Origin of the sequence: Pseudolabrys taiwanensis, assembly GCF_003367395.1 — a bacterium.
Lineage (GTDB): Bacteria > Pseudomonadota > Alphaproteobacteria > Rhizobiales > Xanthobacteraceae > Pseudolabrys > Pseudolabrys taiwanensis.
On record NZ_CP031417.1, the window covers coordinates 3,222,447 to 3,241,437 of the forward strand.

An 18,991-nucleotide genomic window follows, 5' to 3' on the forward strand; every position below is an offset into this window, starting at 1 on the left:
TGGACGGCACACTCCTTGCTAACATATTCATCCGGCTGAGTAGGATCTGCGGGGCTGCTTGCGGGCGACATCGGGTCGGCGGCGGGCCGGGAAAAGAAGGTTATGAAGATGAGCATCGTGACGCGTATCGCCGGCTTGGCCGGGTTGGCAGTCGCCGCCGCATTGGTCAGCGGGACCACGCAGGCCCAAACACCGGTCAAATTCTCGCTGGACTGGAAGTTCGAAGGCCCCGCGGCACCGTTCACCGTCGCGATCGACAACGGTTATTTCAAAGCCGAGGGCCTCGACGTTACCATCGATACCGCCGGCGGCTCGCTCGAACCAATCAACCGCGTCGCCTCGGGCACCTACGGTATTGGCATCGGCGACATCAATTCGCTCATCAAATTCCGCGACGCCAATCCGAACGTGGCGCTCAAAGCGGTGTTCATGTTCTACAACAACCCACCCTTCTCTATCGTCGGCCGCAAGAGCCGTGGCGTGACCACGCCGAAGAGCCTGGAGGGCAAGAAGCTCGGTGCGCCCGCGCCGGACGGCGCGTATGCGCAATGGCCGATCTTCGTGCAGGCCAACGGCATCGATGCCTCCAAGGTGACGATCGAGAACGTCGGCTTCCCGGTGCGCGAGCCGATGTTGGCCGCCGGCCAGGTCGACGCCATCACCGGCTTCTCATTCTCGTCGTTCATCAACCTCAAGGACAAGGGCGTACCGGTCGACGACATCACGGTGCTGCTGATGTCCGATTATGGCGTGAACCTTTACGGCAACGCCGTGATCGTTAATCCGAAGTACGCCGCGGACAATCCCGAGGTGGTGAAGGCTTTCCTGCGCGCCCTGGTGAAGGGCATCAAGGAGACGGTGAAGTCGCCATCGACCGCTGTCGACTCGGTCATCAAGCGCAACGACGTGGCCAAGAAATCGGTCGAGCTCGAGCGGCTCAACATGGCGATCCGCGACAACATCGTCACGCCCGAGGTCAAGAAGAACGGCTATGGCGGCATCGAGGAAGCCCGCTTCACCAAGGCGATCGAGCAGATCGGCCTGACCTACAAGTGGAAGAACGCGCCACCGAAAGCAGACGACATCTTCGACGCGTCGTATCTTCCGGCCGCGGCCGACCGCAAATTCGAATAGCGGCGCGCTCATGACCGGTTTCGTCGCGCTCGAAGGCGTGGACCACGCTTACGGTGCCAGTAATCAGCTTGCGGTTGAGGGGCTGTCGATCGAAGTGGAGGCGGGCGAGTTTGCCGCAGTCGTCGGCCCGTCCGGCTGCGGCAAGTCGACCTTGATGAAGCTCGCGACCGGCCTGCAGTTTCCGCGGGCTGGCACGGTGACGGTCGCCGGCGAACGTGTAACCGCCCCGGTCAAGATCGCCGGCATGGCTTTCCAGGCGCCGACCCTGCTGCCGTGGCGCACCACGCTCGAAAATCTGCTGCTGCCGCTCGAAATCGTACAGCCGCACCGGCGCGAACTGCACCGCAAACGCGCTGAATACGTTGCCCGCGCGAAGAACCTGCTGACCTCGGTCGGCCTGCGCGACCAGGGCGAGAAATATCCCTGGGAGCTCTCGGGCGGCATGCAGCAGCGCGCATCTTTGTGCCGGGCATTGATCCACGAGCCGCAGCTCCTGATGCTGGACGAGCCGTTCGGCGCGCTCGACGCTTTCACGCGCGAGGAGCTGTGGTGCGTCATCCGCGATCTGCATGCGTCGCGTAAAATCACCGTCATTCTCGTCACGCATGACCTGCGCGAGGCCGTGTTCTTGGCTGACCGCGTGTTCGTGATGTCGGCGCGGCCGGGCCGCGTCGTGGTGGAACGCAAAATCGACATGCCACGACCGCGCGATCTCGAAGTCACGTACACACCGGAATTCCAGGACATCGTGCATGAACTGCGCGCGCACATCGTGAAGGCGCGCCAATGAAGCAGTCCCTGCTCATCCGCCTTTCGCCCTGGCTGTTCACCGTCGGCCTCTTCGTCGTGTGGGAAGCGGCTGTTTACATCCTCAAGATTCCCGTCTTCTTCCTGCCGCCGCCGACCGCAATCGCGCAGGCCTTCGTCGACTATTCCGGGCCGATCATCCGCAACTCCTGGATCACGCTCGAAACCACGATGATCGGCTTCGGTCTGGCGGTGGGCTTCGGCATGCTGCTCGGACTTCTGGTCGGCTGGTCCCGCGCGATTTACGCGGGCCTCTACCCGCTAATGATCGGCTTCAATGCCATCCCGAAGGTCGCGGTGGTTCCGATCCTGGTGCTCTGGTTCGGCATCGGCTTCATCCCGGCCGTGCTCACGGCCTTCCTGATCTCGTTCTTTCCGATCGTGGTGAACGTCGCGACGGGGTTGGCGACCATCGAGCCCGAACTTGAAGACGTGCTGAAGGCACTCGGCGCGAGCAAGCTCGACATCATGCGCAAGGTCGGCATCCCGCGTACGCTGCCTTACTTCTTCGGCTCGCTGAAGATCGCGATCACGCTCGCGTTTGTCGGTTCGGTGATCTCGGAAAGCGTTGCCTCGAACTACGGCATCGGCAACCTGATGCTGCAGGCGCAGGCGCAATTTCAAGTGCCGCTGATCTTCGCAGGGCTCGTCGTGCTCGCGATCGAGGGCATCGCGATGTATGCGGCGATGGCCTTCCTCGAAAAGCGGATGACCGGCTGGGCGCAGCGTTCCGGCTTCGGCCAGAACTGATGCGTCAGGCTGCGGATTCGTGGGCCCGGGCAAACCCGTTGGATAACTGAGCGCTGGCCGGGCCAAAGAGCATGTTCGCGATCTCGTCGGCCAGCTGCTCATAGCTGGCGCGGGCACCGCCCTCGCGCACATAGATGCCACTGTAGAGCGGCGGCAGGATGGGCAGCGGCGTGTCCTCCCAGACCGGCAAGCCCACCGCCCTCGCACGGCGGCGCGAAATCGGCATCACGCCAAGACCGGCGGCCACCGCGTTGCTCAGGCTGTACATGCTCGGACTCGTGAACACATCCTCCCAGTGCAATCCCGCTTCGCGCAGCATCTGAACCGCCAACCGGCGGTAGGTCGATGAGTCGCCGCCTGAGACAAGCGGCACGGGATCGGAGGGATCGAAGCGCATGCTGGGGCTACGCACCCACACGACCTCCTGCTCGACCAGGTGGCGAGCATCGTGTGGTGGCGCCATCGTCTGCGCGACCATCACGTCGATCTCGCCGTTATGAAGCTGGCGTACCAACGGGTCGTAAGGCTGTGTACGGACGCTGAAGCGCACGTCGGGCCAGCGCGCCCGGAAGCGGGCGAGCGTGTCCGGCAAGTACGAGGCGATGAAATCGCTCGGCGTACCGATGCGGATCAGCAGTTCGGCTTTGCTTTCCGTGCCGCGGACGCCAAGCGCCAAGATCTGATCGTTGATGGAGAGAAGCCGGCGCGCCTGCGAAACCACCGATTGGCCGTGTGCCGTCAGGCTGACGCCCTGCACACGGCGATCGAACAGGTCCGTGCCCAACAGGAACTGCAGCCGTTTGATTTGCGCGCTAACAGCCGGCTGGGTGATGCCGAGAAACGCCGCAGCCTTGGTATAGCTGCGCAAATCCACGACAGCGACGAGCGTACGCAGGAGGTCGGTCGGGATGTTCGTCATACGATGCCCGTCCTTCTTTCAAGCCAATCAGAGCCAAGTCGCGAAACGAAAACTTCCTTCAACGTAACTTAATGTAACACGTATTCCGGCACGATCAATTTGACATCCCACAAACGGTTGGGGCTACAACTAATTGCCAATGACGCACGCAGCGCGCGAGCAAAATCAGCCAAGTAGTAATCGGGCGGTACTATTTTATCCGCTCGAGAATGCTGACGTAGTTCGCCACCGCGGCACCACCCATGTTGAAGATGCCCGCCAGTTGCGCATCCTTCACCTGTAGATCGCCGGCGCTTTGCATAAGCTGCATCGCAGCAAGGGCGTGCATCGACACGCCTGTCGCGCCGATCGGATGACCTTTCGCCTTCAGGCCACCCGATGGATTGACCGGCAGCTTGCCATCTTTCTGCGTCCAGCCTTCCTTGACGGCGATTGCGCCCTGCCCCTCCGGTGTCAGTCCCATCGCTTCGTATTCGATGAGCTCTGCGATGGTGAAGCAGTCATGCGTTTCGACCAACGACAAATCGTCGAGCGAAAGGCCGGACTTCGCCAGCGCGCGTTGCCACGCGAGCGCGCAACCTTCGAATTTCAGAATGTCGCGCTTCGACATCGGCAGGAAATCCTGCACGTGCTCGGCCGCGCGGATGGCGACGGCCTTCTTCATGCGGAGGGCGGTCTCGATGTCGGCAAGCACGACCGCCGCGGCACCGTCGGACACAAGCGAGCAATCGGTCCGCTTGAGCGGACCCGCGACGAAGGGGTTCTTGTCACTCTCGGTGCGGCAAAATTCGTAACCCAAGTCCTTGCGCATCTGCGCGTAAGGATTGCCGACGCCGTTCTTGTGATTCTTCGCGGCGATCATCGCCAGCGCGTCCGACTGGTCGCCGTATTTCTGGTAGTAAAGACCGGCGATCTTGCCGAACAGGCCGGCGAAGCCACCTTCGACCTCGGCCTCTTCGCGCACATAGGACGCCTTCAAGAGGTTGCGGCCGATTTCCGGCCCCGGCGTCGTCGTCATCTGCTCGACGCCGACCGCCAGCACGATACGGGCGGCACGCGCATCGATTGACTTGATGCCCTGGTGCACGGCGGCCGACCCGGTGGCACAGGCGTTCTCCACCCGCAAAGCACGCTTGAACCTCAAATCGGGCGAAGCCTGTAGCACCAGCGAGGCGGTAAAATCCTGGGGTGAGAACCCTGCATTGAAATGGCCGAGGATGATCTCGTCGACGTCCTGGGCGGCAATCCCGGCGTCCGCGAGAGCCTGTTCCGTGACCTTAACGATCAGGCTTTCGACGCTTTCGCCCGAAAGTTTACCGAAGGGGGAATGGGCCCAGCCCACGATGGCGGCGGTCATGGAAGTCTCCTCTGCCGAACTTTGGTCGTATTGGTCGGCGATTGAGCGGCAGTCACCATAAAATCACAGGGTGACGGGGCCAGCTTTGCCTCTTCTTTGAAGCTTAGATAACCTAGCAGCAATGTCTTTGGAACTCCCCCCACGCGCGGGCATGGGAGCCCACCGGAATCGCGAACGATGAGCTTTGGTTTGAGCCCCCGCCTTCGCGCCCTATTCGTGGCCCTCGCCGCCGGCGCCCTCTCCGCCGCCGCTGCCGCGCCGGCCCACGCCGAAGCCCAGCTCCTGATCGAAGCCGCGACCGGCAAGGTGCTGCACGCCGAGAATGCGACCTATCCTTGGTACCCGGCCTCGGTGACCAAGCTCATGACCACCTACACGGTGCTGCGTGAGATCAAAGAAGGCCGCCTGACATTCAATACACTGCTGACCGTCACGCGCGACGCCGCCGCGCAGCAGCCGACGAAGATGGGCTTCAAGGTCGGCACCACCGTGACGGTCGACAACGCACTCAAGATGCTGCTGGTGAAATCGGCGAACGACATCGCGGTGGCGATCGCCGAAGGCGTCGGCGGTTCGCTCGAGGGTTTCGCCGACAAGATGAACGCCAATGCGCGGCGGCTCGGTATGACGCAGTCGCACTTCGTCAATCCAAACGGCCTACCGGCGGAGAACCATGTCACCTCCGCGCGCGATCTCGGCATTCTGGCGCGTGCGCTGATCCTCGAATTCCCGCAATACGATTTCTATTGGCACATCTCCTCGATCCGCTACGGCAACCGGGTGATACGCAACTACAATTCGCTGATCGACCGCTATCCCGGCGCCGACGGCATGAAGACCGGCTTCATCTGCGCCTCAGGCTACAATCTGGTCGCGTCGGCCACGCGCAACGGACGGCGCTTGATCGCGATCGTTCTCGGGGCATGGTCGGGCGCCGTGCGCGCTCAGAAGGCGGCGCAGTTGCTCGAGCGTGGCTTCAATAGCGGCGGCCTCACCTGGCTGACGCCATCGCTCGGCACCGTCGATGCGCTGGCGCCGATCGATGCCCAGCCGCCCAATCTGCGCGACGAGATGTGCGGCGGCCACCGCCGTAAGCCGCCCTCTGAAGAGAACGAGGAAGAGGGACCGGACGAAGCCGCTTCGGCCGCCAACGCGACCGGCGATAGCGGCAACGGGCAGGCCTTCATGCTGTCGGCTTTGAAGCCCGCGGCCGGCAAGTTCGTGCTCGGCCCGCCGGTCGAGACGACGCCGCCGATCACTGTCTTCACCGGGCCGGCCGACCATCCGGACGCGGTGCCGCAGGTTGCGACCGGCGGGGGCAAGAAGAAAAAGAAGGTGGCAGCCAAAACCGACGGGAAGCCCGAGAGCAGGCCGGCGCAGACGGGTGACAACAAGTCCAAACCCGCCGCGAAGCCGAGTGCGAAGAAGCCCGCGCAAGGCGCCAAACCCGCCAAGCCGAAAGTTTCTTCGACCAATCAATGACCACCGCTGACGATAGCGTGAACCGGCGCAAGCCGCCGGTGCCCATTCCGCTCACCGTGCTCACCGGCTTCCTGGGCGCCGGAAAAACTACGCTCCTCAACAAGCTGCTTAAAGATCCGGCCCTCGCCGACACAGCGGTCATCATCAACGAGTTCGGCGAGGTCTCGCTCGATCACTTGCTGGTCGAGTATGTCGGCGACAACATGGTGCTGCTGCAATCCGGTTGTCTATGCTGCACGCTGCGCGGTGATCTGGTGGACGGGCTCGAAAAGCTGCTGCGCGATCTCGACAACCGCCGCCTGACTTTCAAGCGCGTGTTGCTCGAAACGACCGGACTCGCCGATCCAGCGCCGGTGTTGCACACGGCGATGTCGCATCCCTATCTCATGCTGCGCTTCCGCCTCAACGGCGTCGTCACGGTGGTCGATGCCGTGAACGGCGAAGCGACGCTCGACGCCCATCAGGAGGCGGTGAAGCAAGCGGCCATGGCCGACCGCATCGTACTGACCAAGACTGACATGGCGACTTCGGCGCAGCAGGAGGGTATCCGCGCCCGCCTGCATGGGCTCAACCCCGCTGCGCCAATCCTTGACGCCGCCATCGGCGAGACGACTGCCGAGCGGATTCTCAACAGCGGGCTCTACGATCCCGAGCGCAAGATTCCCGACGTAAAGCGTTGGCTGGCCGAGGAAGCCTATGCCGATGCGCACGCGCATCAGCATTCGCACGGCCACCCTCACAAGCACGACCACGCTCATCACGATCACGACCACCTCGACCGTAACCGGCACGACGACCACATCGGCTCTTTTGTCATCGCGACCGATCAGGCGATCCCGGCCGGGACCTTGGAGATGTTTTTGGAGCTGCTGCGGGCCAATTACGGCGCGCAGCTGCTGCGCCTGAAGGGCATCGTCAAACTCGCCGAAATGCCGGACACGCCCATCGTCGTGCACGGGGTCCAGCATGTTTTCCACCCGCCGGCCCGACTCGAGCGCTGGCCGGACGACGACCATCGGACCCGTCTGGTCTTCATCACCCGCGACCTGCCCGAACGCACCGTGCGCGACCTGTTCAACGCCTTCATGGGCGTTCCCGGCGTCGACCGCCCGGACCGCGCCGCACTCACCGACAACCCGCTGGTCCCGTTCGGCGGCCGCTGACCGGCCTTGCGCGACAAGCTGACTCGCCTGATGCTGGCGCAAAACGAACGCCGGTCACGCAACTTTAATGGCCGGCGGCTAGGGGATACGCCATGGAACGGATCTGGCTGCGACACTACCCGCCGGGCGTGCCGGCGGACATCGACCCATCGCGCTATCCCTCCCTGGTGGCGATGTTCGAAGAGAGCTTCAGGGCCAATGGCGATCGGCCGGCCCTGATCTGCATGGGCAAAGCGGTGACCTATGCCGAGGTCGACGCGGCGTCGCAGGCATTCGGCGCTTGGCTGCAGAGCCGCGGCCTACCGCGCGGCAGCCGCATCGCGCTGATGATGCCGAACGTGTTGCAGTATCCGGTGGCGATCATCGCTGTCCTGCGCGCCGGCTACACCGTGGTGAACGTCAATCCGCTCTATAAACCACGCGAGCTCGAGCTGCAGCTCAGCGACAGCGGCGCCGAAGCGATTGTCGTCCTGGAGAACTTCGCGTCGGTGTTGCAGGAAGCACTGCCGAAAACGGCCATCAAACACGTGATCGTCGCGAGCATGGGCGACATGCTGGGCGCGACCAAGGGCTTCATCGTCAACGCCATCGTGCGCCACGTGAAGAAGATGGTGCCAGCCTACGATATTCCCGGCGCGGTCCACTTCAACGACGTCATCGCCGCAGGCCGTGCGATGACCCTGATGCGACCGACGATTGGACCGGACGACATTGCCTTCCTGCAATACACCGGCGGCACCACCGGCGTACCCAAAGGCGCGATGCTGTTGCATCGCAATCTGGCCGCCAACGTGGTGCAGGTCCAAGCGTGGCAGCAACCGCTCCTGGAGATGCCGCCGCCCGTCGATCGGCTGTTCATCGTCGCGGCCTTGCCGCTCTATCACATCTTCGCACTCACAGCGTGCTTCCTCTGGAGCGTGAGCACCGGTGGCACGTGCCTGCTCATCCCCAATCCCCGCGACATTCCCGGGCTGATCAAGGAGCTTTCGAAGTACAAAGTGAACTGCTTCCCGGCGGTGAACACGCTCTACAACGCGTTGTTGCACCATCCCAACTTCGGCAAAATCGATTGGAGCATGCTGAAATGCGCCGTCGGTGGCGGCATGGCGGTGCAAAAGACCGTCGCCGATGCATGGTTCAAGGCGACCGGCAAGCCGATCATCGAAGGATACGGCCTCTCGGAGACTTCGCCGGTGCTAACCTGCAATCGCGGTGACATCCCCGAATGGACCGGCACCATCGGATTTCCTTTTCCATCGACCGAGATCGTTATCCGCGACGACCATGGCCGGACCCTCCCGATCGGCGAGCAAGGCGAGATCTGCGCCCGAGGTCCGCAAGTGATGGCCGGTTACTGGCGCCGGCCGGACGAGACCGCGCTGGCGATGACGCCCGATGGATTCTTTCACACCGGCGACATTGGCGTCATGGACGAGATGGGCCGCGTACGCATCGTCGACCGCAAGAAGGATATGATCTCAGTATCGGGCTTCAAGGTCTTCCCGAACGAGGTCGAAGATGTGGCCATGAGTCAGGGTGGATTGATCGAATGCGCCGTGATCGGCGTTCCCGATGAACATTCCGGCGAAACGCCGAAGCTTTACGCCGTGAAGAAAGACTCATCGCTCACTAGCGAGCAATTGCACGATTTCCTCAAAGCGCGACTTGCGAGTTACAAGGTGCCGCGTCAAATCGAATTCCGTACCGAACTGCCGAAGACGAATGTCGGCAAGATCCTGCGTCGCGCCCTGCGTGACGAAACCCGTGGTGCGGCATGACGGCAGAATTCTCAGCGGCGGATATCGTCACCTTCTGGCGCGAGGCCGGCCGGGACCGCTGGTTCAACAAGAACGCCGACTTCGACGCGGAAATAAGGCAGCGCTTCCTGACGGCGCACGAAGCCGCCGCGGCTGGTCAAGTGACGGCATGGGAAACGACCGCGGAAGGTGCACTGGCCTTGCTGATCCTGCTCGATCAGTTTCCCCGCAACATGTTCAGAGACAGCTCGCGCGCGTTCGCCACCGATCCGCTGGCCCGTACCATCGCCGCCGGTGCGCTGGTACGCGGGTTCGACTCGCACGTACCGGCCGACATGCGGACGTTCTTCTACCTGCCCTTCGAGCACTCCGAGGACCTGGCCGATCAGGAGCGCTGTATCGCGCTTTACAAAGCTGCCGGCGATGCCGACAACCTCAAATGGGCCGAGCTGCACGCCGACATCATTCGCCGCTTTGGACGCTTTCCGCACCGCAACGTGCTTCTTGGCCGCGCCAGCACGCCCGAGGAGCAGGCCTTCCTCGAGAGCGGCGGCTTCGCCGGCTGACCCCCAACTAACGAATATGAACTGACGCCTAGGCGCGGCCCGAACGGCTGGGGTAGCATCGGGCTCAATGGCCGCTCGGGCAGGCCCAGAGAAAACGGCCGCGCCGGTAACACTTGGGGAGGACTATGCGAAACATCCTATCCGCTGCACTTGTCAGCGCCGCGTTTGCCTTTGCAGGCATCGCCCACGCACAAACACCGCAAGGCTATCCGGCAGACTACGCCAAGACAGTCGACGCGGCAAAAAAGGAGGGCAAGGTCATCGTCTATTCGACGACCGACGCCGCCTCCGCCAATGCCTTGGTAAAGGATTTCGAGCAGCTCTACCCGGGCGTAAAGGTCGAGTATTCGGACCTCAACTCGACCGAGCTTTACAACCGCTACATCGCCGAGGCCGCGGCCAACAACGGCACCGGCGATGTGATCTGGTCGTCGGCCATGGACCTCCAGGTCAAGCTGGTCAATGACGGCCACGCGCTGACCTATGCCTCGCCGGAGCTCGCCGCGCTGCCGAAATGGGCGTCGTGGAAGGATCAGGCCTACGGTACGACCTATGAGCCGATCGCCTTCGTATACAACAAGCGCCTGGTGCCCGAGGCCGACGTGCCGAAGGACCACACCGAGCTCTTGAAGCTGCTCACCGCCAAGCCCGACTTCTATAAAGGCAAGATCACGGCCTACGATCCAGAACGTTCTGGCGTCGGCTATCTCTTCTGCAACGAGGATATCAAGTTCTTCCCCACTGCGTGGGATCTGTTCAAGGCCATGGGCAAGGCGCAGGCCAAGCTCTACACCTCGGCCGGCGCCATGATGGAGCGCGTTGCCTCGGGCGAACACCTGATCGCTTATGGCATCTTCGGCTCTTATGCGCTGTCGCGCTCGAAGAAGGACCCGAACATCGGCATCGTGCTGCCGAAGGACTACACGATGGTGACCTCGCGCGTCGCCTTCATCTCCAAGCAGGCGCGGCATCCGAACGCGGCGAAGCTGTTCCTCGACTACGTGCTGTCGAAGCGCGGCCAGGAGATCATCGCCAACCAGGCCGATCTCTACTCGCTGCGCGCCGACGTCGACGGCGAGGCGACGCTCAAGGGCGTGACGCAGCGCATCGGCGACAAGGCACGCCCGGTGCCGATCGACCAAACCTTGCTCGACAACCTCGACCAGACCAAGCGCCTGGCCTTTCTCTCGAAGTGGCAGCAGGCGAAGAAGGGGCAGTGAGTTTTCCCGACATCAGACCCGTCACCCTGAGGTGGTCGCGCGTAGCGCGGCCCTCGAAGGGCGACGGCCAACCGATGCCGGATTTATCCGACATCGGCCGTTCAACCGACGCATGTCGGCCAGGGCCGACTTGCGGTGGCCGCGCATCCTTCGAGGCTCGCATCGCTCGCACCTCAGGATGACGGAGAGAAGCCGGGGCTAGACGACTTCATGGGTACTTCCCTCTACCGCCTCATCGTCCTTGGCGTCACCGCCATTTGCGTGGTGGCGCCGCTGTCGCTCGTCATCTACCAGAGCTTTTTGACAGCGCCGTTCTTCGATCCCTCGGCAAAGTTCGGTCTGCTCGCGTACTCCTTCGTCTTCGAAGACCCCGATTTTTCCCAAGCGTTCTGGACCACGATCATCGTCGCCGCCGGCATGGCCATCATCGCCGTGCCATTAGGGGCCCTGCTCGCCTTCCTGATGGTGCGGACCGACGTCCCTGGGCGTAACTGGCTCGAGCCGTTGATTCTCGTGCCGATCTTCGTCTCCGCCGTGGTGATCGCTTTCGGCTACGTCGTCGCCATCGGCCCGGTCGGCATCTTCTCGACTCTGGCGAAAGACGTCCTCGGCTTCGTGCCGTGGAATCTCTATTCGATTCCAGCGCTGATCGTGATCGCCGGCCTGACCCACGTGCCGCACGTCTATCTCTACAGCGCCGCGGCGCTACGCGGGCTCGGCAGCGATCTCGAGGAGGCCGCCCGTATTGCCGGCGCCAATCCGTTCCGGGTCGCTGTCAATGTCAGCCTGCCGATGATCATGCCGGCGATCCTGTTCGCCGGCGTGCTCGTGTTCTTCCTCGGCTTTGAACTGTTCGGCCTGCCGTTGGTGCTCGGCGATCCACAGGACGTGCTCGTCCTGTCGACGTATCTGTACAAGCTGACCAACAAGCTCGGCATCCCATCGTATCAACTCATGGCGGTGGTCGTGGTGGTGATCATCGCCGTGACCGCGCCGCTCGTGTTCATGCAGCGGCTCTTGCTGCGTCAGGCGCAACGTTACGTCTCGGTGCGTGGCAAGGGCCTCAAGACCCAGCCCTTGCGCCTGCATGGCTGGCGCTGGGTCGCCTTCGGCGCGATCCTGCTCTGGCTGTTCGTCACGGTCGCGGTGCCGCTGTTCGGCATCACCTTGCGCTCCTTCGTCACCACCTGGGGCGAAGGCGTCAAACTGCTCGACGTGCTCACGCTCGACCACTACCGCGAGCTCAGCGACTACCCGAACGTCATCCGCGGCATTCTCAATACGCTCGGCATCGGCATCATCGGCGGCGCGGCAGCCGTGGCCTGCTACACGCTGATCGCGCTCGCCGTACATCGCTGGACCTCCGGCTGGACGCGCGTCGTCGACTATCTGGTGATGGTGCCCCGCGCGATGCCGGGCCTCGTCGCCGGTCTCGCGCTGCTCTGGGTGTTCCTGTTCGTGCCGTTCCTGTCGCCGTTGAAGTCGACGATGGTGTCGATCTGGCTCGCTTATTCGATCGTCTGGCTGGCCTATGGCATGCGGCTCGTCTCCGGGACGCTGCTGCAGGTCGGCCCCGAGCTCGAAGAAGCCGCGCGCGTTTCCGGCGCCTCCGACCTCCGCGCCAAGCGCGACGTCACCGTGCCGCTCGTCCGCTACGGCATCCTCGCGAGCTGGCTGCTGATCTTCCTCATCTTCGTGCGCGAATATTCGACCGGCATCTACCTGCTTGGCCCCGGCACCGAGGTGATCGGCTCGCTGTTGGTGTCGCTGTGGGGCACCGGCGCCGTCGATCTCGTCTCCGCGCTTTCCGTGGTAAACGTCCTGATGATCGGTGTCGGCCTCGCCGTCGCCGTCCGGCTTGGAGTACGCCTGCATGGCTGAGCTTATCGTCAACGACCTGCGCCTCAGGCTCGGCGACAACGAGATCCTCAAAGGCGTGTCGCTTAAAGTGCCGGCCGGCCAGGTGGTGGCGCTGCTCGGACCGTCCGGCTCCGGTAAGACAACGCTGCTCCGGGCCATCGCGGGCCTCGAAGTGCCGCATGCCGGCTCGATCGGCATCGGCGAACGCGCCTTCTTCGATGCCGCGCGCAAGATCGATCTGCCCGCAGAACAGCGTGGACTCGGCCTCGTGTTCCAGTCCTACGCATTGTGGCCGCACCGCACGGTGTTCGACAACGTCGCCTACGGGCTCAAGCTGCGGGGCACGGCCGCGGCCGAGATCAAAAGCCGCGTCGACACCACCTTGTCGCAGATTGGCCTTGGCCATCTCGGCGCGCGCTATCCGCACCAACTCTCCGGCGGCCAGCAGCAGCGCGTCGCCATCGCGCGCGCGCTGGTCTATCAGCCGCCATTGATCCTGCTCGATGAACCTCTGTCGAACCTCGACGCCAAACTGCGCGAGGAGGCTCGCGCTTGGCTGCGCACCCTGATCGTAACGCTCGGCCTTTCGGCCATCCATGTAACGCATGATCAGGTTGAGGCCATGGCGATCGCCGACCGCATCGTGCTGCTGGAGGCCGGCGTGATCGCACAAGAGGGACCGCCGACGGCGCTCTACAACGAGCCGGCGACATTGTTCGCGGCCGAGTTCATGGGTAGCAACAACAAGCTCGCAGGTACGTTGCTCGAAGTATCCGGCGATCGGGCAACCATGGACGTGTTCGGCGAACGCATCACCGGCATGGCGCGGACGAAAGCAGCGAGCGGCGCCAAGGCCACCGGCATCATTCGCCTGGAGCGCGTGCGTTGCGCCAGCGGGCCCGGCCCGAACCGGCTGAAGATGGATCTGAAAGCGCCGATGTATCTCGGCGAGCGCTGGGAGCTGGTGTTTTCGCGCGACGATCTGACCGTACGCGCCTATGCCACCGCGCCACTCGAGCCCGGCGAGCATTACGTGGAGTTTCCGCCCGAGGCGTTGTGGGTGTTTTGATTTGACCCGTCATCCTGAGGTGCGAGCGTGCGAAGCACGCGAGGCTCGAGGGATGAACGGCCCGGGTGCCCATACCCGCAGCAGCGCCTCGGCCGTCGCCCTTCGAGGCTCGCAACCCGCGGTCGCTCGCACCTCAGGGTGACGGAGAGAGGTTGGAGTACCGTCTTATGCCCGACTTCCACGGCGTCTTTCCCTATCTCGTGTCGCCGATCGACGGCGAGGGGCGGATACTCACCGATGTGCTCGGCAAGCTATCCGACGATCTGATCAAGGCGGGCGTGCACGGCCTGACGCCGCTCGGCTCGACCGGCGAGTTCGCTTATCTCAACGCGGAACAGCGCGCAGCGGTGGTGGAAGCAACCATCGAAGCGGTGAACAAGCGGGTGCCCGTGGTGGCAGGCGTTGCCTCCACCTCGACGGCCGACGCGGTGGCGCAAGCGAAGCGCTATCAGGCATTGGGCGCAGACGGCATTCTCGCCATCTGCGAGGCCTACTTCCCGCTCAAGGACGCGCAGGTCGAGGCTTATTTCCGCGCCATCGCCGATGCGGTCGATATTCCGGTGGTGCTCTATACTAACCCGAACTTCCAGCGCAGCGATTTGACACTCGATGTGATCGCCCGGCTCTCAGAGCACCCGCGTATCCGCTACATCAAGGATGCCTCGACCAATACCGGCCGCCTGCTGTCGATCTTGAACCGCGCGCCAAGCATGAAGGTGTTTTCAGCTTCGGCACACATTCCAGCCGCCGTGATGCTGATCGGCGGTGTCGGCTGGATGGCGGGGCCGGCCTGCATCGTACCGCGCCAGAGTGTGACGCTTTACGAACTCTGTCGCGCCCAGAAATGGTCGGAGGCCATGGCGCTGCAGCACGCATTGTGGCGCATCAACGAGGCCTTTGCCCGATTCAATCTTGCTGCCTGCATCAAAGCGGGCTTAGCAATCCAGGGCTACCCCGTCGGCGACCCGGTGCCGCCGCAGACGCCGCTCACCGTCGAGCAGCGGAAGGTGGTGAAGGGAATCCTCGCATCGCTTCCTTAACCTCTCCCCGCATTGCGAGGAGAGGGAAAAGCATCCCAAAACGAGACAGCCGCCCAACCGATTCTTAACGGTTCCTTGCTAATTGAGCTCCATGGCCCCGCCGTCCTACGCATCCCGGCTGCCGCCCGCGCCGGATGAACCTGCGCGCGGCGACACCGACAGCCCCTCGCCCGTTTCGTCCGCGGCGCGACTGATCGCGCGCGTGAGGGCCATCCTCGCCGACAAGAGCGAAAGCCGGCTGGCGCAACTCGTCGCCGGCAAGGTGTTCCTCGTGCGCGTTGCGAGCGCGCTGCTGGCGCTCGTGTCGCAGGTCCTGCTTGCGCGCTTCATGGGCGCGTACGAGTTCGGCATCTACATCTATGTCTGGACCTGGGTGCTGATGATCGGCGCGCTCTCGGACATGGGCCTGTCGTCCGCCGCGCGGCGCTTCATTCCCGAATACACCGAATTGAAGGCGTTCGATCACCTGCGCGGCTTCATCGCCGGCTCGCGCTGGCTGGCGTTCGGCATCGCCAGCGCAATCGGCGCGGTCGGCGCGGTCGGCGTTTGGCTGCTGCAGGACGTCATCAACCACTACACCGTCATCCCGCTCTACCTCGCGTGCCTCACCATCCCGATCTACGGCCTGGTGCAGACGCAAGCCGGCATTGCGCAGTCCTACGACTGGCCGAACCTGGCGCTGATGCCGTTCTACATCTGGCGCCAACTCGCCATCACCGTCGCGATGGGCGCGGCCTGGTTGTTCGGCGCGCCGACGGACGCGGTGACGGCGATGATCGTCGCCGTCGCCACCACGTGGCTCGTCACCCTCGGGCAACTGGTGATGCTCGAGCGCCGCCTCAAGCGCAAAGTCGAGCCGGGACCAAAGACCTACGAACCGAAGACCTGGCTGGCCACCTCGCTGCCGATCTTCGTCGTCGAAGGCTTCTACCTGCTGCTGACCTACGTCGACATCCTGATGCTCGAGCAGATGCGCTCGCCCCAGGATGTCGCCGTGTACTATGCCGGCGCGCGGCTGCTCGCCATTGTCGCTTTCGTCTATTTCGCTATCGCCGGCGCCACCACGCACAAGTTCACTCAATACTACGTCGCCGGCGACAAAGAGCGCCTCGCGACCTTCTTCAAGGAGACGACGCGCTGGACCTTCTGGCCCTCGCTCGCCATCTGCGCGGTGATCCTCGCCTTCGGCTATCCGCTGCTCGGTCTGTTCGGCCCGAATTTCGGCGAAGGCTATGTCGTGATGTTCATTCTCGCCGTCGGCATGCTGGCGCGCGCCGCCGTCGGCCCGGCCGAGCGGCTGCTCAACATGCTCGGCGACCGCAAGCAATGCGCCTCGATCTACGCCCTCGCCTTCGCGATCAATCTGGCGCTGTGCCTCGTGCTGATCCCACGCCTCGGTATCGAAGGCGCCGCGATTTCGACTTCGACCGCGCTAGTCGTCGAGTCGATCATGCTTTACGTCACGGCCAAACGGCGCCTCGGCTTCCACGTCTTTATTGTGGGCTCCTCCAAGCGGTCCCCCTGACCATCCGGAGCGAGGAGACTGAGCGCTAAGCCTTATCCCGCAACATCCTTCTGATCACCTTGCCCGTGGTCGTCATTGGCATCTGCTCGATGAAGGCCACCTCGCGCGGATATTCGTGCGCCGACAGGCGCGTGCGCACGAAGCTCTGGATTTCGGCCGCGAGCGCGGCGGACGGCGCGTGACCAGGTTTAAGCACGACGAAAGCCTTCACGATCTCGGTGCGCACCAGATCGGGCTTGCCGACTGCTGCGGCGAGCGCCACCGCGGGATGACGGATGAGACAATCCTCGATTTCGCCGGGACCGATGCGGAAGCCGGATGACGTGATCACATCGTCGTCGCGGCCGACGAAGTTGATGTAGGCCTCCTCATCCATCACACCCTGATCGCCCGTGGTCATCCAGTCGCCGATGAACTTGTCGCGCGTCGCCTCCGGCCGTCCCCAGTATTGCAGGAACATCACCGGGTCCGGCCACTTCACCGCGATCTGGCCGATCTCGCCGCGCTTGACCTCGTGGCCGTCGCGATCGATGACCGCCACGCTATGACCCGGCACCGCCTTGCCCATCGTGCCGACCTTGAGGGCGCCGAGTTGCGCACAGCTGCCGATCACGAGATTGCATTCGGTCTGACCATAGAACTCGTTGATGGTGACGCCGAAAGCCTCGCGTCCCCATTCCAGCGCCTCGATGCCGAGCGACTCGCCGCCCGAGCCTACGGCGCGCAGCTTGAGATCGAAGCGGCCGCGCGGGTTCGCCGCCGCGCGCATCATGCGCAGCGCCGTCGGCGGGATGAAGGCCGTACGCACCTCCAACCCCGCCATCAGCGCGAAGGCCTGTTCGGGATCGAACTTTTCCCCGGCGCGCGCGACGACCGGCACGCCGTGATGCAGACACGGCAGCAACACATCGAGCAGACCGCCGGCCCAGGCCCAGTCCGCCGGCGTCCAGAAGCGATCGCCGGTTTGCGGAAACGGATAATAAGGCAGCTCGGCGCCGGGCAGATGGCCGAGCAAGACCCGGTGTGCGTGCAGCGCGCCTTTCGGCTGACCCGTCGTGCCGGAGGTGTAGATCATCAGCGCCGGGTCGTCGGCCGACGTGTCGACAGCGGTGAAATCGGACGAAGCCTTCGCCGCCAAAGCGCGGACGTCGAACGCGCCATCCCCGGCGCCGTCGACCGACAGCACGCAGGTCACGCCCGGCACTTCGTGGCGCACGTCGGCGAGCTTCGCGAGCCCTTGCGCATTGGTGATGAGCGCCTTGGCGCCGGCGTTCTGCAGGCGATAGCTCAACGCGTCGGGACCGAACAGGATGGCGATCGGCAGGGCGATCGCACCCAGCTTGTAGATCGCGACATGGGCGGCAGCGACTTCGGGCGCCTGCGGCAGCATAATAGCTACGCGGTCGCCGCGTGCGATACCGTGCGCGCGCAACACATTGGCCAAACGGTTCGCCGTATCGCGCAGCCGGCCAAAGCTGACCTCTTCGACGCTGCCGTCGGCCTTCACATGAAGAATGGCGAGACGCCCGGGATCGGCCGCCGCCCAGCGATCGCAGACATCGACGCCGATGTTGTAGCGCCCGGGGATTTTCCAGCGGAACTCACGCGTGAGCGTGTCGAAGTCTTCGGCAGATCCCAGCATGGGAAGAGGCTAGAGAGGGGCACGCTCGGCTGCAAGACACAGCTGTCATCCCGACCCAGCGAGCGAAAGCGAGCCGGGGTCCAGTACGCCGTGACCTATCGATAGGCTGCGGTGCATCAGGCCCTGCTTTCGCGGGGCGCTGGCCCGCCGTCAGTTCTTCTTATCGTCCGGCTCGGCCAGGATCAGCGCCCAATAGACCTTGTATTTCGATCCCGGCGTGTAGACCGCGGCGATGCCCATGCGGGTCGCGCCCTTGAGCAGCATGTTGGCGCGGTGCGGCGGTGAATCGCGCCAGCCGGAGAACGCTTCCGCCAAGGTATGATAACCGGCGCTGATGTTCTCCGCCGCGGTCTTGGCGTCGTATCCCGATGCCTTGAGCCGCACATTGAACGGCTTGCCGGCGGCATGGTCGAGCTTGTCACGCTTGGCCATGACCTCGGCCTGGGCCTGCGCCAGGCGGGTGAGTTCGGGATCGAGCGTCACGGCCGGAAGACTATTGTTGGCGCGGTAGCCAGAGATCATCGAGGCAGCGGCCGCGTCGTCGAGCTGCGCGCCTGGCTGCGCCAGGTTCCGATAGAAGCTCGGCTCGGCCTTCGGCGCGTAATTGTCATTGCCGGCGCAGGCGGCAAGACCGCCCAGCACCGCAAAGGCCAGGAACAAACGAGCAAGCTTCATCGGCTGAAAACTCCCCAGGGTCGAG

Annotated in this window: 16 protein-coding genes; 12 read left to right on the plus strand and 4 right to left on the minus strand. The window is 63.8% G+C overall.

All coding sequences use genetic code 11. The features are described from left to right. The first annotated feature begins 108 nt into the window (after window positions 1–108). The 3 genes from DW352_RS15430 to DW352_RS15440 are packed head-to-tail and all read left to right on the plus strand — an operon-like array spanning window position 109 to window position 2,691. Window positions 109–1,134 (plus strand): ABC transporter substrate-binding protein, encoded by a 1,026-nt coding sequence (locus tag DW352_RS15430; RefSeq protein ID WP_115694432.1) that lies wholly within the window; start codon window positions 109–111, stop codon window positions 1,132–1,134. Between the two features lie 10 nt (window positions 1,135–1,144). After that, complete coding sequence (locus tag DW352_RS15435) at window positions 1,145–1,924, plus strand: ABC transporter ATP-binding protein (RefSeq protein ID WP_115692169.1); 780 nt, start codon at window positions 1,145–1,147, stop codon at window positions 1,922–1,924. After that, window positions 1,921–2,691 carry an ABC transporter permease gene (locus tag DW352_RS15440; protein ID WP_115692170.1) on the plus strand — a complete coding sequence of 257 codons (771 nt, stop codon included), beginning with the start codon at window positions 1,921–1,923 and terminating at the stop codon, window positions 2,689–2,691. The genes DW352_RS15435 and DW352_RS15440 overlap by 4 nt, the downstream gene beginning before the upstream one ends. 4 nt (window positions 2,692–2,695) lie before the next feature. On the opposite strand, the gene DW352_RS15445 is transcribed toward DW352_RS15440, so the two are convergent. Together DW352_RS15445 and DW352_RS15450 are read right to left on the minus strand one after the other, a co-directional pair. After that, on the minus strand, window positions 2,696–3,610 hold the full coding sequence (locus tag DW352_RS15445; protein WP_115692171.1) for a LysR substrate-binding domain-containing protein: 915 nt from the start codon (window positions 3,608–3,610) through the stop codon (window positions 2,696–2,698). A 190-nt stretch (window positions 3,611–3,800) separates the two neighbouring features. Continuing rightward, window positions 3,801–4,967, minus strand: coding sequence for an acetyl-CoA acetyltransferase (locus DW352_RS15450; RefSeq protein WP_115692172.1), 1,167 nt, complete (start codon window positions 4,965–4,967; stop codon window positions 3,801–3,803). A 189-nt stretch (window positions 4,968–5,156) separates the two neighbouring features. Here DW352_RS15450 and DW352_RS15455 point away from each other — a divergent pair, with 189 nt between their 5' ends. From DW352_RS15455 to DW352_RS15495, 9 genes are all read left to right on the plus strand, one after another. Next, complete coding sequence (locus tag DW352_RS15455) at window positions 5,157–6,449, plus strand: D-alanyl-D-alanine carboxypeptidase family protein (protein WP_425374612.1); 1,293 nt, start codon at window positions 5,157–5,159, stop codon at window positions 6,447–6,449. Continuing rightward, entirely contained in the window at window positions 6,446–7,612 is a 1,167-nt protein-coding gene (locus DW352_RS15460) for a CobW family GTP-binding protein (protein WP_115692174.1), read from the plus strand. The genes DW352_RS15455 and DW352_RS15460 overlap by 4 nt, the downstream gene beginning before the upstream one ends. Window positions 7,613–7,704: 92 nt before the next feature. Further along, a complete protein-coding gene (locus tag DW352_RS15465; RefSeq protein WP_115692175.1) occupies window positions 7,705–9,390 on the plus strand; it encodes a long-chain-fatty-acid--CoA ligase in 1,686 nt (561 codons plus the stop codon). Further along, the gene (locus tag DW352_RS15470; RefSeq protein WP_115692176.1) at window positions 9,387–9,935 is read left to right on the plus strand and encodes a DUF924 family protein; all 549 of its coding nucleotides are present in this window, start codon (window positions 9,387–9,389) and stop codon (window positions 9,933–9,935) included. Before DW352_RS15465 ends, DW352_RS15470 begins: the two co-directional genes overlap by 4 nt. Window positions 9,936–10,060: 125 nt before the next feature. Next, complete coding sequence (locus DW352_RS15475; protein WP_115692177.1) at window positions 10,061–11,155, plus strand: ABC transporter substrate-binding protein; 1,095 nt, start codon at window positions 10,061–10,063, stop codon at window positions 11,153–11,155. Window positions 11,156–11,365: 210 nt separating this feature from the next. Beyond that, entirely contained in the window at window positions 11,366–13,036 is a 1,671-nt protein-coding gene (locus DW352_RS15480) for an ABC transporter permease (protein WP_210209842.1), read from the plus strand. Further along, window positions 13,029–14,084 carry an ABC transporter ATP-binding protein gene (locus tag DW352_RS15485; protein WP_115694433.1) on the plus strand — a complete coding sequence of 352 codons (1,056 nt, stop codon included), beginning with the start codon at window positions 13,029–13,031 and terminating at the stop codon, window positions 14,082–14,084. Before DW352_RS15480 ends, DW352_RS15485 begins: the two co-directional genes overlap by 8 nt. A gap of 167 nt (window positions 14,085–14,251) precedes the next feature. After that, window positions 14,252–15,124, plus strand: coding sequence for a dihydrodipicolinate synthase family protein (locus DW352_RS15490; protein ID WP_115692179.1), 873 nt, complete (start codon window positions 14,252–14,254; stop codon window positions 15,122–15,124). A gap of 91 nt (window positions 15,125–15,215) precedes the next feature. After that, window positions 15,216–16,649, plus strand: a complete 1,434-nt coding sequence (locus tag DW352_RS15495; RefSeq protein ID WP_115692180.1) for a lipopolysaccharide biosynthesis protein — start codon at window positions 15,216–15,218, stop codon at window positions 16,647–16,649. 25 nt (window positions 16,650–16,674) lie between these two features. Here DW352_RS15495 and DW352_RS15500 read toward each other — a convergent pair whose 3' ends face one another. After that, window positions 16,675–18,291 (minus strand): acyl-CoA synthetase, encoded by a 1,617-nt coding sequence (locus DW352_RS15500; RefSeq protein ID WP_115692181.1) that lies wholly within the window; start codon window positions 18,289–18,291, stop codon window positions 16,675–16,677. Between the two features lie 150 nt (window positions 18,292–18,441). Beyond that, the gene (locus DW352_RS15505) at window positions 18,442–18,966 is read right to left on the minus strand and encodes a CAP domain-containing protein (RefSeq protein ID WP_115692182.1); all 525 of its coding nucleotides are present in this window, start codon (window positions 18,964–18,966) and stop codon (window positions 18,442–18,444) included. Between the last annotated feature and the right edge of the window lie 25 nt (window positions 18,967–18,991).

Excerpts from the sequence above, each read along its gene's own strand:
- DW352_RS15430 (WP_115694432.1), top strand. The coding sequence starts at position 109 with ATGAGCATCGTGACGCGTATCGCCGGCTTGGCCGGGTTGGCAGTCGCC.
- DW352_RS15435 (WP_115692169.1), top strand. The coding sequence starts at position 1,145 with ATGACCGGTTTCGTCGCGCTCGAAGGCGTGGACCACGCTTACGGTGCC.
- DW352_RS15440 (WP_115692170.1), top strand. The coding sequence starts at position 1,921 with ATGAAGCAGTCCCTGCTCATCCGCCTTTCGCCCTGGCTGTTCACCGTC.
- DW352_RS15445 (WP_115692171.1), bottom strand. The coding sequence starts at position 3,610 with ATGACGAACATCCCGACCGACCTCCTGCGTACGCTCGTCGCTGTCGTG.
- DW352_RS15450 (WP_115692172.1), bottom strand. The coding sequence starts at position 4,967 with ATGACCGCCGCCATCGTGGGCTGGGCCCATTCCCCCTTCGGTAAACTT.
- DW352_RS15460 (WP_115692174.1), top strand. The coding sequence starts at position 6,446 with ATGACCACCGCTGACGATAGCGTGAACCGGCGCAAGCCGCCGGTGCCC.
- DW352_RS15465 (WP_115692175.1), top strand. The coding sequence starts at position 7,705 with ATGGAACGGATCTGGCTGCGACACTACCCGCCGGGCGTGCCGGCGGAC.
- DW352_RS15470 (WP_115692176.1), top strand. The coding sequence starts at position 9,387 with ATGACGGCAGAATTCTCAGCGGCGGATATCGTCACCTTCTGGCGCGAG.
- DW352_RS15475 (WP_115692177.1), top strand. The coding sequence starts at position 10,061 with ATGCGAAACATCCTATCCGCTGCACTTGTCAGCGCCGCGTTTGCCTTT.
- DW352_RS15480 (WP_210209842.1), top strand. The coding sequence starts at position 11,366 with ATGGGTACTTCCCTCTACCGCCTCATCGTCCTTGGCGTCACCGCCATT.
- DW352_RS15485 (WP_115694433.1), top strand. The coding sequence starts at position 13,029 with ATGGCTGAGCTTATCGTCAACGACCTGCGCCTCAGGCTCGGCGACAAC.
- DW352_RS15490 (WP_115692179.1), top strand. The coding sequence starts at position 14,252 with ATGCCCGACTTCCACGGCGTCTTTCCCTATCTCGTGTCGCCGATCGAC.
- DW352_RS15495 (WP_115692180.1), top strand. The coding sequence starts at position 15,216 with ATGGCCCCGCCGTCCTACGCATCCCGGCTGCCGCCCGCGCCGGATGAA.
- DW352_RS15500 (WP_115692181.1), bottom strand. The coding sequence starts at position 18,291 with ATGCTGGGATCTGCCGAAGACTTCGACACGCTCACGCGTGAGTTCCGC.
- DW352_RS15505 (WP_115692182.1), bottom strand. The coding sequence starts at position 18,966 with ATGAAGCTTGCTCGTTTGTTCCTGGCCTTTGCGGTGCTGGGCGGTCTT.